At 72.1% G+C, this 13,695-nt stretch carries 10 protein-coding genes; 6 read left to right on the forward strand and 4 right to left on the reverse strand.

Annotated features, from left to right (window positions below; all coding sequences use genetic code 11):
- Positions 1-55: 55 nt before the first annotated feature.
- Positions 56-538 carry a DciA family protein gene (locus FV233_RS00380; protein WP_147896289.1) on the reverse strand — a complete coding sequence of 161 codons (483 nt, stop codon included), beginning with the start codon at positions 536-538 and terminating at the stop codon, positions 56-58.
- Positions 539-665: 127 nt separating this feature from the next.
- On the opposite strand from FV233_RS00380, the gene mutY reads away from it, so the two are divergent.
- Entirely contained in the window at positions 666-2,006 is a 1,341-nt protein-coding gene (gene mutY, locus FV233_RS00385) for an A/G-specific adenine glycosylase (RefSeq protein WP_147896290.1), read from the forward strand.
- 128 nt (positions 2,007-2,134) lie between these two features.
- Here the strand turns inward: mutY and FV233_RS00390 are convergent, their stop codons facing one another.
- Positions 2,135-3,325: a site-specific DNA-methyltransferase gene (locus FV233_RS00390; protein ID WP_281407986.1), complete on the reverse strand. Its 1,191-nt coding sequence runs from the start codon at positions 3,323-3,325 to the stop codon at positions 2,135-2,137.
- Positions 3,326-3,938: 613 nt separating this feature from the next.
- Between FV233_RS00390 and FV233_RS00395 the strand changes: the two genes are divergently transcribed.
- The 5 genes from FV233_RS00395 (at position 3,939) to FV233_RS00415 (ending at position 8,469) form a co-directional block, all read left to right on the forward strand.
- Entirely contained in the window at positions 3,939-4,250 is a 312-nt protein-coding gene (locus tag FV233_RS00395; RefSeq protein WP_238260327.1) for a septal ring lytic transglycosylase RlpA family protein, read from the forward strand.
- Positions 4,251-4,369: 119 nt separating this feature from the next.
- Positions 4,370-4,684 (forward strand): polyhydroxyalkanoic acid system family protein, encoded by a 315-nt coding sequence (locus FV233_RS00400; RefSeq protein WP_147854969.1) that lies wholly within the window; start codon positions 4,370-4,372, stop codon positions 4,682-4,684.
- Positions 4,685-4,764: 80 nt separating this feature from the next.
- Positions 4,765-5,001, forward strand: a complete 237-nt coding sequence (locus FV233_RS00405; protein ID WP_147854970.1) for a hypothetical protein — start codon at positions 4,765-4,767, stop codon at positions 4,999-5,001.
- A 71-nt stretch (positions 5,002-5,072) separates the two neighbouring features.
- Positions 5,073-6,875, forward strand: coding sequence for an ATP-binding cassette domain-containing protein (locus tag FV233_RS00410; RefSeq protein ID WP_147896293.1), 1,803 nt, complete (start codon positions 5,073-5,075; stop codon positions 6,873-6,875).
- Positions 6,876-6,978: 103 nt separating this feature from the next.
- Entirely contained in the window at positions 6,979-8,469 is a 1,491-nt protein-coding gene (locus FV233_RS00415; RefSeq protein WP_147896294.1) for a carboxypeptidase M32, read from the forward strand.
- A 341-nt stretch (positions 8,470-8,810) separates the two neighbouring features.
- On the opposite strand, the gene FV233_RS00420 is transcribed toward FV233_RS00415, so the two are convergent.
- Together FV233_RS00420 and FV233_RS00425 are read right to left on the reverse strand one after the other, a co-directional pair.
- The gene (locus FV233_RS00420) at positions 8,811-12,287 is read right to left on the reverse strand and encodes a YhaN family protein (protein WP_147896295.1); all 3,477 of its coding nucleotides are present in this window, start codon (positions 12,285-12,287) and stop codon (positions 8,811-8,813) included.
- A gap of 9 nt (positions 12,288-12,296) precedes the next feature.
- Complete coding sequence (locus tag FV233_RS00425; protein WP_147896296.1) at positions 12,297-13,535, reverse strand: DNA repair exonuclease; 1,239 nt, start codon at positions 13,533-13,535, stop codon at positions 12,297-12,299.
- Between the last annotated feature and the right edge of the window lie 160 nt (positions 13,536-13,695).

Consider the following 13,695-nt stretch of genomic DNA (forward strand, 5'->3'; position numbering starts at 1 on the left):
TACTCGGGCGCGGCTTTCCTGGCAAGATGACGCAATCGCCGCTGAAACCGGCGGGTCAGCGCTCGGGCCGCGTGGCCACCGCGGCGATCCCGAGGCGGTCCAGGGCGGCGCGCAACCCGTCATCCTCGATCGCGGCCACCGCGCGCTTCACCTCCACGGCCCGGGACGGGTCGATGCCGGTGCGCGGCGCCGGCCGGCCGCCGCGGCCGACCCGGTCCTGCTGCAGCACGAGGCGCGAGACGCAGGCCCAGCCGTAATGCGCGTTGATGCGCTGGATCACCACGGGCGCGAGATGCTGGAGCTCGATCGCGAAGACGCCCTCGACCCGGACCACGAGCGTGCCGGATTCCGGCGCGTCGGCCTCCTTGCGGCGGCGCTTGGGCCATTCGAGCTTCGAGGGCCGGCAATAGCGTGCCAGCCGCTCGCCCACAATCTCCGGCCAGGCCGCCAGGATATCGGTCGACGCGAAGCCCTGCGCCGCGAAGGCGGGCCCGATGCAGCTCTCGATCAGCTCGGCCAGCGGTTTGACGCGCGCCATGGTGCTCTGGGCCTCGCCCCCGGATGAATCGCATCACGGTAGCGCAGCTTCGTTTAAGAAGGGAGCACCGCCCCGGCGTCGGGCGGGCCTATGATCGCCCGGCCCCTCCGGGTATGCAGCCTGGCCCATGCCGACCTGTTCAGCCACGGATTCCGGGTCCGCTTCCGGACCACGCGCCGACGACCTGCTCGCCTGGTACGACCGGCACCGGCGGGTCCTGCCGTGGCGCGCGCTCGCCGGCGAGGTGCCCGATCCCTACCGGGTCTGGCTCTCCGAGGTGATGCTGCAGCAGACCACGATCGCGGCGGTGCGGCCGTATTTCGAGCGCTTCCTGACGCGCTTTCCGGATATCGACGCGCTGGCCGAAGCCCCCGAGGAGGTGGTGATGTCGGCCTGGGCCGGGCTCGGCTATTATTCCCGGGCCCGCAACCTCCACGCCTGCGCCAAGGCCGTCGCGGCGGCGGGCCGCTTCCCCGACACGGCCGAGGGCCTGCGCAAGCTCCCGGGCATCGGCGCCTACACGGCCGGAGCGATCGCCGCGATCGCGTTCGAGCGGGCGGAAGCCGCGGTCGACGGCAATGTCGAGCGGGTGCTGAGTCGCGTGTTCGCCGTGGAGGCGCCGCTGCCCGGCAGCCGCCCGGAGATCCGTCGGCTGACCCAGGCCCTGGTGCCGCACGACCGGCCGGGCGACTTCGCGCAGGCGCTCATGGATCTCGGCGCGACGATCTGCACGCCCAAGCGCCCCGCCTGCGCGCTCTGCCCGTGGATGCTGCCCTGCGAGGCCCGGGCACGCGGCACGCAGGACACGTTCCCGCGCAAGATCAAGGTCGCCAAGGGGGCGCTGCGCCGCGGCGCGGCCTTCGTGGCGATCCGCAGCGGCGACGAGGCGGTGCTGCTGCGGACGCGTCCGCCGGAGGGTCTGCTCGGCACCATGGCCGAGCCGCCCGGCAGCGCCTGGGAGCCGGATTACGACGTCGCCGCGGCCCTCCTGGACGCGCCGATCGACGCCCGTTGGAAGCGCCTGCCGGGCCTGGTGCGGCACGGATTCACGCATTTCCCGCTGGAGCTGACGGTGTTCTCGGCGCGGGTCGCGCTCTCGACCCCGACGCCGCCCGGCATGCGCTTCACCCCGCGCAGCGCGCTGGAGGACGAGCCGCTGCCCGGCCTGATGCGGAAGGTGCTGGCCCACGCCTTCGACCCGAAGCCGGAGCCCGAGAAGAAGCCGCGCGGCCGCTCGAAGAAGGAGCCACCGGCGATGCCGCTGCTCGCGGCCATGGAGGCGCCGATCTCGATGGCCGATCCGGAGCCGCGGCCGAGCGTGCGCGCGGTGCCCAAGCCGCGCCCAAAGCCGGCACCGGAGCCGCCGCCGGACATGGACGACTTTTTGGATGGCGAGCCTGAGGCAGTGCCGGTCCCGGTGCGCGCCCGGCCACCGACGCGTCGGCCGGGCGCGGCGCGGCGGCGTTGACCGGGTTCCCAAAGGGCTCAGCCCTTTGGTGGGGCTTGGGGCGAAGCCCCAAGGTGTTCGCAGGGCTCTGCCCTGCACCCGCCAAAGGGCTCCGCCCTTTGGGATCCCAGGACCGATACGGGGAGGGCTCAGCCGTTCGCCATCGCCTGCCGCAGGCCGGCCCGGTAGCTGTCGATCACCAACGGCTTGCCCGAACGCTCGACGTGCCAGAAGGTCCAGCCGTTGCAGGCCGGAAGACCCTGGACCAGGGCGCCGATCTTGTGGATCGAGCCGATGACCAGGCCGTTGTCGAGCTGGCCGTCCGGACGCACCGTGGCGCGGAAGCGGCGCCGCTCGTCGGTGACGATCTCGCCCGGGCGGATATGCCCAGCCTCGATCACCGAGAGGAACGGCACCCGCGGCTCGGCGCGCTTGGTCGGCGCCACCATGAGGGCCGCCTTCGACAGCGGCTGGACGGCGGCGATCCGCTCCATCGCGGCCTTCGCGTAGGTGGCCTCGCGCTCGATGCCGATGAAGCGGCGGCCGAGGCGCTTGGCGACAGCACCGGTGGTGCCGGTGCCGAAGAACGGGTCGAGCACCACGTCGCCGGGATTGGTCGCCGCCATCAGGGTGCGGGCGAGCAGGGCCTCGGGCTTCTGGGTCGGATGGACCTTGTGGCCCTCCGCATCCTTCAGCCGCTCCTCGCCTGTGCACAGCGGAATGAACCAGTCCGAGCGCATCTGGAGGTCTTCGTTGCCCCCCTTCAGCGCGTCGTAATGAAAGGTGTAGCCCTTCGAATCCGCAGAGCGCGAGGCCCAGATCAGGGTCTCGTGGGCATTGGTGAAGCGCTTGCCGCGGAAGTTCGGCATCGGGTTGGCCTTGCGCCACACGATGTCGTTCAGGATCCAGTAACCGAGATCCTGCAACGCGCTCCCGACCCGGAAGATGTTGTGGTACGACCCGATCACCCAGAGGGTCGCGTTCGGCTTCATCACCCGGCGACAGGCGGCGAGCCATTCGCGGGTGAAGCTGTCGTAGGCCTCGAAGGTCGCGAACTTGTCCCAGTCGTCGTCGACCGCGTCGACACGGCTCTGGTCCGGACGCAGCAGGCCGGCGTCGCCGAGCTGCAGGTTGTAGGGTGGGTCGGCGAACACGCAGTCGACGCTCGAAGCCGGCAGCGCGTTCATGGCCGAGATGCAATCCCCGACCAGAACTTGGTCAAGGGGAAGGGAACGCTGGGCGGGTACGAGACCCATCCGTGGCGCCGATGCGGGCCGCCCGGCACGCGAGACCTGTTTCCGGGCGACGGCATCGGCAGCCACGGTACGCGGGGAAGCCATGGCAAACACCGGTTACGCGACTGACCGGCAGACCATGCGTCGGACACGGTAAAGGCCGGGTTTTCGAATTCGCCGGCCGCGCGTCCCGTTCTGGGGCTGCACTTTTTGCCTACCGCCCAGGCCGCCAGTCTTTCCGCAGAAAAAGCCACCCCTCGACGCGCGCCTAGAGGCGCGACGTCAGTTGCCGTAGCTCGGCTTTGCTGACGGAGTGCCGGCACCGAACCGCCCATTCTTATGGCAGCGCTCCGAACGACAATTGTCGGGTCCGGACGGCATCCGCGTCCAGCTGAGCGGGATACAGGGTCACACCCCACGCAGGGCTTAGGAATTATAGCTGATCGTGGGACCGATGTGGCATCTCTTGCCAGCACTTGCCGATGACCGCGAACGACTGTCGTGTCTGCAAATCGAAGACATCCGGGAAATATTGAGATACAAAACGGGATGTAATCTGCATGACCAGCTCAAAACTGGCTAAAATGTGACCCGCAGCATGCCCGAAAGGCTGCCTTATTCCGGTCGATTTCTGAAACGACTTGCGCCGCCCCGGAAACAACAAGGGAATACGGGAAGAATGACATCTGGATTCGGTAAGTTCGTGGCCACCGTTGGAATGCTGTCTGCCATCGTCGGAACGACCCTCCCGGCTGCCGCCCAGAGCGGCGGGGCCTCCTGGTACGGGAGCGGCCATCGCACCGCGAACGGTGAGCGTTTCAACCCCAACGGACTGACCGCTGCCCATCGCAGCCTGCCGTTCGGAACCCGGGTCCGCGTGGAGAACCGCAGGACCGGCCGCTCGGTGGTGGTGCGCATCAACGACCGCGGCCCATTCGTGCGCGGCCGGATCATCGATCTCTCGCGGGGCTCGGCGCGTGCCCTCGGCATGGGCGGCACGAGCTACGTCTCGCTTCAAGTCCTGAACTGAAGACCTGGCGTTGACGGCTTGCAGGACGAGCCTGTCCTGAAGCCCTGCGGCCTCCCGACGTTGTCTGCGGCATCGGGAGGCCCCATGTGCTGCGAAAGCAGTCCGGACCCAGCCGCCCCATGCCCAAACCCCTGATCGTCGACATCCCGCACGACCTCGGCCGCGACGAGGCCAAGCGGCGCCTCGAGCACGGCACCGACCAGGCGCGGGCCTTCCTGGCCAAGAGCGGCGTCAGCGTGGACCAGCTCGCCTGGACGGGCGACCGCCTCGATTTCGGGGTCTCGGCGATGACCCAGAAGATCGGCGGCACCATCGATGTCGGCCCCGAGAGCGTGCGCCTCGAGGTGAAGCTGCCGTTCCTGCTCGCCCTGTTCGCCGAGAAGATTCAGAAGGTGGCGAGCAAGGAGGGCAATCTCCTCCTCACCAAGAAGTAGCACGCCGGAACCGGAGCGGCAGGCCCTCGTTGCCGCCCGAACGGTGCAGCCCAGCACCGCGGGCCATCTGGAGGACAGCCGTGCCAGACTTCACCCTCGCCGATCCCGGCCAAGTGCCCGAGGTTCCGCCGCAGCCCACGCCGGTGCCGGACGCTCCCTACGAGCCGCCGCAGGCCCCGACGCAGCCGCCCGGTCCCGAGATCCCCGGGAACACCCCGGCCGAGGCGCCCGGCATTCAGCCGCCGGAGATCCCGGTGAACGATCCCGGCCCGCCGGAGATCAGCCCGCCCACCGGGCCGGCCAACCCGATCGCCTGAGCGCGTGTGCCGCCCCGCCCCGCGGGGCGGCACCGTTTGAACCGGAAGCCCGGCGCTGCCATAAGCCCGGCATGGCCGCTCCCCCGCTTCTGACCCTCCAAGATATCGCGCTGACCTTCGGCGGTACTCCGCTGATCAACCGCGCCGACCTCACCATCTCGCCCGGCGAGCGGACCTGCCTGGTCGGGCGGAACGGCTCGGGCAAGTCGACGCTGATGAAGATCGCCGCCGGCCTGGTCGAGCCGGACAAGGGGCGGTTGTTCCTGCAGCCCGGGACCACGATCCGCTACCTGGCGCAGGAGCCGGATTTCTCGGGGTTCTCCACCACCCTCGATTTCGTCGAGGCCGGATTGCCGCCGAACGAATCCACGTATCGGGCCAAGTACTTGCTGGAAAGCCTCGGCATGACCGGGGCGGAGGATCCGGGCAAGCTCTCGGGCGGCGAGGGACGGCGCGCGGCGCTGGCCCAAGCGCTGGCGCCGGAGCCCGACGTGCTGCTGCTCGACGAGCCGACCAACCACCTCGACCTTCCGGCGATCGAGTGGCTCGAAGCGGAGCTGCGCGGAACCCGCGCCGCCATGGTCCTGATCAGCCACGACCGGCGGTTTCTCTCCGCGTTATCGCGCGCCACGATCTGGCTGGACCGCGGGGAAACACGGAGGATCGAGCAGGGATTCTCGAATTTCGAGGCCTGGCGCGACGCGTTCTTCGAAGAGGAGGAGCGCGACCAGCACAAGCTCGACCGCAAGATCGTCGCCGAGGAGCATTGGCTGCGCTACGGCGTCACCGCGCGGCGCAAGCGAAACGTCCGCCGCCTCGGCAACCTGCACGAGCTTCGCCAGAATCGCCGCGAGGTCCGCCGCCCGGTGGGCAGCGTCAGCATGCAGGCCTCGGAGGCCGAATCTTCCGGCAGCCTCGTGGTGGAAGCCCGGGACATCGCCAAGGCCTACGGCGAGCGGACCATCGTGGACGGGTTGTCGCTGCGCGTGATGCGGGGCGACCGGCTCGGCATCGTCGGGGCCAACGGCGCCGGCAAGTCGACGCTGATCAACCTTCTGATGGGCCGGCTCGCCCCCGATTCGGGGCAGATCGTGCTGGGCACCAACCTGATGCCGGTGGTGCTCGATCAGGCGCGGGCGACGCTGGAGCCCGGGATGACCGTCACCGAGGTGCTCACCGGCGGCCGCGGCGACAGCGTCACGGTGAACGGCCAGAGCCGCCACGTCATCGGCTACCTCAAGGACTTCCTGTTCACCCCCGAGCAGGCCCGGACCCCGGTCTCGGTGCTGTCCGGCGGCGAGCGCAACCGGCTGTTGATCGCCCGCGCGCTGGCGCAACCGGCCAACCTGCTGGTGCTGGACGAGCCGACCAACGACCTCGATCTGGAAACCCTGGACCTGCTCCAGGAGATGCTCGGCGACTACCAGGGCACGCTGATTCTGGTCAGCCACGACCGCGACTTCCTCGACCGGGTCGCCAGCAGCGTGCTGGTCTCGGAAGGGGCGGGCCGCTGGATGGAATATGCCGGCGGCTACAGCGACATGCTGGTCCAGCGCGGGCAGGGGGTCGAGGCCCGCACGGTCACGGCCAAGAAGGGGTCGCGCGAGCGCCAATCCACCGCGCCGGCCCCGCAGGCCTCCGCCAAGCCGAAGCTCGGCTTCAAGGATCAGCACGAGTTGAAGACGCTCCCGGCCCGCATCGCGAAGCTGGAAGCGGCGATCGGCCAGCTCAAGACGGTCCTGGACGATGCCAACCTCTACGCCCGCGACCCGGCCCGGTTCGACAAGGCCACCGCCATGCTGGCCCAGGCCGAGACCGAGCTGTCGCAGGCGGAGGACCGGTGGCTGGAACTGGAGATGCTGCAGGCGGGGTGAGGCCCACACTTAACACCATCAAGGAATTATATCCTAATGATCGGTGCCTGCAGAGCGTATGCTGGCACGCGTCGATCAGGAACCGACCGGGACGGATGATCGCATGACCGCCTACCAGATCCTCGAACAGCGTTTCTCCCGCCTGGCGGCCCTGGAAGGGGCGGCCGGTATCCTCGGTTGGGATGCGCAGACGCTGATGCCCGACGGGGCGGCCGAGGCGCGGGGAGACCAGCTGGCCATCCTGCGCGGGCTGGCGCACGAGATCCTGACGGCGCCCGAGACGCGGGGAGAGATCGACGCGGCCGAGGCGGCGGGCGGGCTCGATCCGTGGCCGGCCGCCAACCTGCGGGAGATGCGGCGGACCCAGGCTCACGGCGCCGCCGTGCCCCGGGATCTGGTCGAGGCCAGCTCGCGGGCGGTGTCCCGGTCGGAGATGGTCTGGCGCGAGGCGCGGCGCGACGCCGACTTCGCCCGGCTGGCGCCCTACCTCGCCGAGGTCTTGCGGCTCCAGCGCGAGATCGGGCAGGCCAAGGGCGCGGCGCTCGGGCTCGATCCCTACGACGCGCTGCTCGACAGCTACGATCCCGGCATGCGCCGGGCGGTGATCGACCCGCTGTTTTCCGATCTCACGAGCTGGCTGCCGGACCTGATCGCCCGCGCCCGGGAGATCCAGGATTCCCGCCCGGCGCCGCTGCCCCTGGAAGGCCCGTTCGACGTGGGCACGCAGCGCGCCCTCGGCCTCAAGCTGATGAGCGCGCTCGGCTTCGACTTCACCCGCGGCCGGCTCGACATCAGCCTGCACCCGTTCTGCGGGGGGGCCACCGACGACGTGCGCATCACCACGCGCTACGACGAGGCCGATTTCGGCCGCGCCCTGATGGGCGTGCTGCACGAGACCGGCCACGCCCTCTACGAGCAGGGCCGCCCCGCAGCGTGGCGGCACCAGCCGGTGGGGGCTGCCCGGGGCATGAGCCTGCACGAGAGCCAGTCGCTCATCGTCGAGATGCAGGCCTGCCGCAGCCGGGCGTTCTTCACCTACCTGGCACCGCTGCTGCGGGAGGCGTTCGGCCGCTCCGGGCCGGAATGGTCGCCGGAGAACCTGCACGCGCTGAACACCCGGGTCCGGCCGGGCTTCATCCGGGTCGACGCCGACGAGGCGACCTACCCGGCTCATATCCTGCTGCGCTACCGGCTGGAGACTGCGATGATCGCGGGCGACCTCGCGGTGGCCGACTTGCCGGGCGCCTTCAACGACGGCCTGCGCGACCTCCTCGGCCTCACGGTTCCCGACGACCGCCTCGGCTGCCTGCAGGACATCCACTGGCCGAGCGGGGCGTTCGGCTACTTCCCGACCTACACGCTCGGCGCGCTCGCCGCGGCCCAGCTGTTCCGGGCGGCCCGCACGGCGGAGCCCGCCCTGCCGGGCTGCCTTGCCGAGGGCGACTTCGCACCGCTGCGCACTTGGCTGCGGGCCAACGTGCACGAAGTGGGCAGCCTCCTCGGAACGGATGATCTGCTGGTGCGGGCGACGGGGGCGCCGCTCGGGACGGCGGCGTTCCGGGCGCATCTGGAGGCACGGTATCTGCGGGGCTGAACTCTCCACCGCGGCAAGGGCCTGAACCCAACGAGCACCTTCTCCGCGAGGACAGCGCGCCTTCCTTAGGCGGACCGGGGCATTCAAGGGACGAAACGCCCCTGCTGCAGCAATTGAGGGTTCAAAAACCGCACGATCCCCCGCCTCGCCATCCCGGGGCCACGCAGGGGAGCCCGGGAACCATAACCGCCGACCCTTGAAGGACTTGCGCGGTCGGCGGCTCTGGATTTCGGGATCGCCTACGGCGCCCCGGCATGACGGAGAGATTTACTCCCCGCCGTTGTGGCGGCCGTCGCCAAGGGAGTTGCCGGACGGCCGCGCTCTTCGGTCAAAACCGCCCCCTACAGCTCCAAAACGTCCACCGCGTCCCCCAGCCGGTCCCGGGCGATCTCGGCGACGTGACGGTGGTGGGTGAACAGGATCGGCTGGACGCTGGCGCCGATCTCGGCCAGCGCGTCGAGGCCGTATCCGGTCCGGGCCTCGTCGAATGTCGAGAACAGATCGTCGCCGATGAAGGGGGCCGGCTCGGCGCGCCCGGCGTAATCCTCCAGGTAGGCGAGGCGCAGGGCGAGGTAGAGCTGGTCGCGGGTACCCTCGCTCATGCCCTCGATCCCGACCAACCCGCCGCCCGCGCGCTGTCCGGCGAGCTTCGGGGTGTCGGCCTCGTCGTAGGTCTGGGCCAGCCCCGCGAAGCCGCCGCCGGTGAGGGCGCGGAACAGGGCTCCGGCCCGGGCGACGAGCGGATCCTGCTGGCCGGCCCGGTGCCGGGCCACCGCCTGGCCGAGCATCAGGCCGGCGAGCCGCAGCACCGCCCAGGAGCGGGACGCCGCCTGCAGATCCGCCTCGGCGGCCTTGCGCTCGGCGGCGGCCAGTTCGGCGCCGCTGCCGCCTTCCAGCTCCGCCCGGCGCCGCTCGGCGCGGTCGCGGTCGGCGTAGACGACCTGGCCGCGCTCCGCCTGCTCTTCGGCCTCCATGGCGAGGCGGGCGAGTTCCGCCTCGACCGCTTCCGGGGGCAGGGCGTCGAGGCCGGCGCGGATCTCGGCTTCCGGCAGGCCGTCGGCGGCGCCCGCGAGGCTGCCACGCAGGCGCAGGCGCTCGGCCCGGAGCGCCTCCCGGGTGTTCAGCCGCCCGAACACCGCCTCGATCCCCGCGATGGGCGCCTCGGCGAGGTCCGGCATGGTCTGCGCGATCTGCCGGGTCAGCGCGGCCCGGGCGGCGGCGTGCAGCCCGGCGGCGGCGCGTGCCGCCCCCTCCGCATCCGCCAGGCGCCGGTCCAGTTCGGCGCGGCGGGCCGCCCGGGCCTGCGCAGCGACCAAGCGGTCATGCAGCGTGCGGACGGCCCCTGTCGGCGGCGTGCCGGCGAGGTCGGGGGCCAACGCTTCGACCAGGGACGCGGCCGTGACCCGGAACGCCTCCCGGTCGCGCCGCAGGCCCGCCGCCCGGCGCTGCAGGTCGGCGCGGGCCGTGAGGCGGTCGGGCACCGCGCGCCACGCCTCCAAGGCGCTCTCGGCCTCCTCGGGACGGGCGCTCGCAGCGAGGCCGAGGGGGCGCAGAGCCTCCGCCCATTCGGCCTGCCAGGCGGCCCGGCGGCCCTCGGTCTCGGAAAGGGCCACGTCCAGCCTGTCGGCGGCCGCCGCGGCCGCGCGGAGCAGGCCGCCGGTCTGGAGGTTGGCCTCCCACCGGCTTGCCAGGGTGGCAACCCGCGTCTCCAGCCGCTCCAGCGCCTGCCCGACATCGAGATCGGGGGCGGGATCGAGGCCGGCCCGGGTAAACAGGGCGGCGAGCGGCGCCCGGGCGGCCTCGATCCGGGCCGACAGCCGGTCCCGCTCGATCCGCTGCTCGGCCAGGCGCTGCTCGGCCTCGATCAGGTTTTCGGTCTCGGTGAGCCAGGCCGCCATCTCGGCCGGCGGGCCGGGGACGAGACCGGCGGGCCGCCACGCTTCGTGCCAGGCGGCCTCGCCCTCGGCGATCTCATGGGCGATCGCGGCGAGCACCCGATCCGCCGCCGCGCAGGCGGCGTCCTCGGCGGCGAGGCGGTCGAGGTCGGCGGCGTGGGCCGCGACCCGGGCGGCGTCGGCGGCGCGCGCGTCGGCCAGGCGGTCCGCCTCGAACAGGGCGCGCTCGTAGGTCGCGATCGCGCCGGGCTCGGCACTGCGCCCGGCCGCGAGGGCGTCGCGCAGGGGCGCGAAGCCGGTATCGCGGGCCGTCCGGGCGGCGTCGAGCCGCTCTTGGGTGGCGATCGGCCGGCCGGCCTCGCGCTCGCGCAGGCGGTCACGGGTGGAGGTAGCTTGGCTGTGCGCCGCGTCCCGGCGGTCGGCGGCGCGTTCGTGCTCGCGCCTTTTGCCGTCGAGCAGGGCGCGATAGCGTGCCACCGTGTCGGCGGCCGGCAGGGGCAGGCGGACCAGGGCGGCGGTGTCGGCCACCGGCGGCGACAGCCGGCCGGCCTGGTTGCGCAGGAGCGCCGTCTCCCGACGGATCGCGGTGTCCAGCGCCTCGTGGGCGGCGATGCGCTCGTGCAGCTTCGCGAGCGGCTTCAGGTCCTCGCGCAGCGGCGTCGGATCGTGGGTGGCACCGGCCGCCTCGACCTCCCCGGCCAGCCGGTCGCGCTCGGCCCGGGCGGCGGCGCCGTCGCGGGCGATCTGCTCCTCGGCGGCAGCCAGGGTCCGGCCGTCGCGGATCAGGCGCTCGACCCGGGCGCGGGCGGCGTCGGTGGGCTGTCCGGCCTCCAGGGCAGCGAGGTCCGGGACGCCGATCCGGGCGCGCAGGCGCTCCAGGTCGAGCCCGACCTTGTGGGCGTCGCCCTCGATCCGGGGCAGGTCGGTGCCGCCCTTCTCGAACTCCTTGGTGCCGCTGAACGCCGCCAGGATGTCTTCGGCGTGCAGGATCAGCTCGGGCTCCACGGGCACGGAATCGGCCTCGCCGCGCGCCCGGGTGAGGGCGGCGTCGGTCCGGGCCGCCTCGGCCTCGGCCGTGCGGCAGCCTTCGAGGGCGGCGCCCAGGCGCTCGATCCAGGCGATATCCGCCTCGGCCAGGTCGGAATCGGCGGCGATCCGGTGGTCCAACACGTCGATCTCGGCGACGATCGGCCGGGCGCGCTTCAGGCGCTCCAGCCGGGCGCGCTCGGTGGCGATGCGCTGCGTCCCGGCCCGGAGCGCGTCGAGCTTCTCTGCGGCGGCGGCGATCTCGTCGTTGAGCGCGCGCCAGTCCCCGGACCGCAGGCCCTTCTCGCGGATCGCCTTGCGGGCGGTCTCGTGCCGCTCCAGGGCCTGGTAGAAGGTCCGGTGCTTGGCCTGCCGGGGCGCGAAGATGCCCTCGGCCTCGGCGTCCAGGGCGGATTGGAGCTCGGTGAGGCCGCGCAGGCCGGAACCGGCCGCGAACAGGCTGGCGCCGACCTCGCCCTCGACATCGACCATCTCGCGCCCGCCCGCCCGCAGGCTGCCGGCATCCAGCCCGAACGCGCGGCAGAACACGGTGCGGGAGATGCCGCCGAGGAACGGCGCCAGGGAATCGTCGGGCAGGGGCGCCTCGTCGGCGTCGATCAGGGTCCGGGTGTTGCCCTTGCGGCGGCGGAACGCCAGGCAGCGCCCGTCCGCTGCCTCGACCTTGGCGCCGAGCCGCAGCAGGGGCATGTCGTGCAGGAAGGCGTACCGGGTGGTCTTCTCGAAGCCGAACAGGAGGTCGGTCACCGCCGCCAGCGCCGTGCTCTTGCCGGCCTCGTTGGCGCCCAGCACCACGTGCAGGCGGGCGTCGGGCCGGAAGGTCACGGTCCGGTCGGTGAAGGCGCCGTAGCGCTCCAGGGCGAGGCGGATCAGCCGCATGATGCGCCCTCAGCAGTGCCGGCCGCCGAGGCGGCCCAGGATCAGCGCCTCGGCCTCGGCGCAGAGCGCGTCGAACTCGGCCTCCAGGTCGGCCTCGGCCGCCGCGGTGGCGGGCATCCGGGCGCCGATCTCGGCAAGCGCCGCCTTGGCGCGGATGCGGAAATCCGGGTCGCGGTCGAGGTCGGCCAGAAGTGCCGCCGGGTCGATCGCCGCCCCGGAGGCGTCCACGGTCGCGCGGGGCCGGCGGGTCTCGATCTTCAGGCGCTCCAGCCAGATGTCCTCGTGCAGCCGGTGGGCGGCGGCCTGGATCTCGGCGGTGACGCCCTCGCGGTCGGCCGACAGCGCGTTGTGGGCCGGGGTCGTGCCGGCGAGGTGGACCCGCACCAGCACGAGGCGCCGGGCCGCCACCTCCGCCAGCGGCCGCAGGGCGGATTCCACGATCGCGAGGGCTGTGCTCGTGTCGGCGGCCGCGCCCAGGTCGACGGTGACCTGCTCGAACCGCGCCCGATCGAGGGGGAGGCGGCTGAGGCCGGTGACCCGCCCGTCCGCGACCTCGACCAGGACCGCACCCTTCGCGCCGCATTCGCGCACGCTGCGGCCCTGGATGTTGCCGGGGAACACGATCCAGGGATCCCGGGACAGCTCGGCGTACTCGTGGATGTGGCCGAGCGCCCAGTACTCGTAGCCCCGGGCGGTGAGGTCGGCGATCGAGCAGGGCGCGTAGGTCTCGTGGGCGGCGTGGCCGGTGCAGGAGGTGTGGAGGATCCCGAGGTTGAACCAGCCGGGCAGGGCGGCCGGGTAGGTCAGCGACAGGTTCTCCTCCACGGCCCGGGCCTGGAAGCTGCGGCCATGCACGGCGACCCGCACGGCCTCGAGGCGCAGCGTCTCCGCCCGGGCCGCCGGGAACACGTGGACCGAGGGCGGCAGGGTGATCGAGCGGGTGATCACGCTCTCGGCGTCGTGGTTGCCGCGGACCAGCAGGGTCGGGATGCCGGCCCGGTCGAGGCGGGCGACTTGGCGGGCGAAGAACAGCCCGATCGTGTTGTCGGCCCAATCGCCGTCGTAGATGTCCCCGGCCACCACCACGAAGGCGACCCGCCGCTCGATCGCCTGGGTGACCAGATCCTCGAAGGCCTGCCGCCCGGCCGTGGCGAGGCGCCGGGCGAGTTCCGCGTCGCGGGTCGCGAGGCCCGAGAGCGGGCTGCCGAGGTGCAGGTCCGCCGCGTGGATGAAGCTGAAGCCCGACATCGGTCTCCGTGGAGCAATCGGTGAGCGGGGGTCTTAGGCCGCCGGGGCGTGCGGCCTCAAGCGCGGTGCTCCGATTGCTGCACAGGCACGGGGCGCATGCGACGGTCTCAAGAGCTGACCGCGATCAGCCTCTGACCTTGTTGATGTCCGAGACGGGGGA

The organism is Methylobacterium sp. WL7 (assembly GCF_008040085.1).
In the GTDB taxonomy this organism is placed as follows: domain Bacteria; phylum Pseudomonadota; class Alphaproteobacteria; order Rhizobiales; family Beijerinckiaceae; genus Methylobacterium; species Methylobacterium mesophilicum.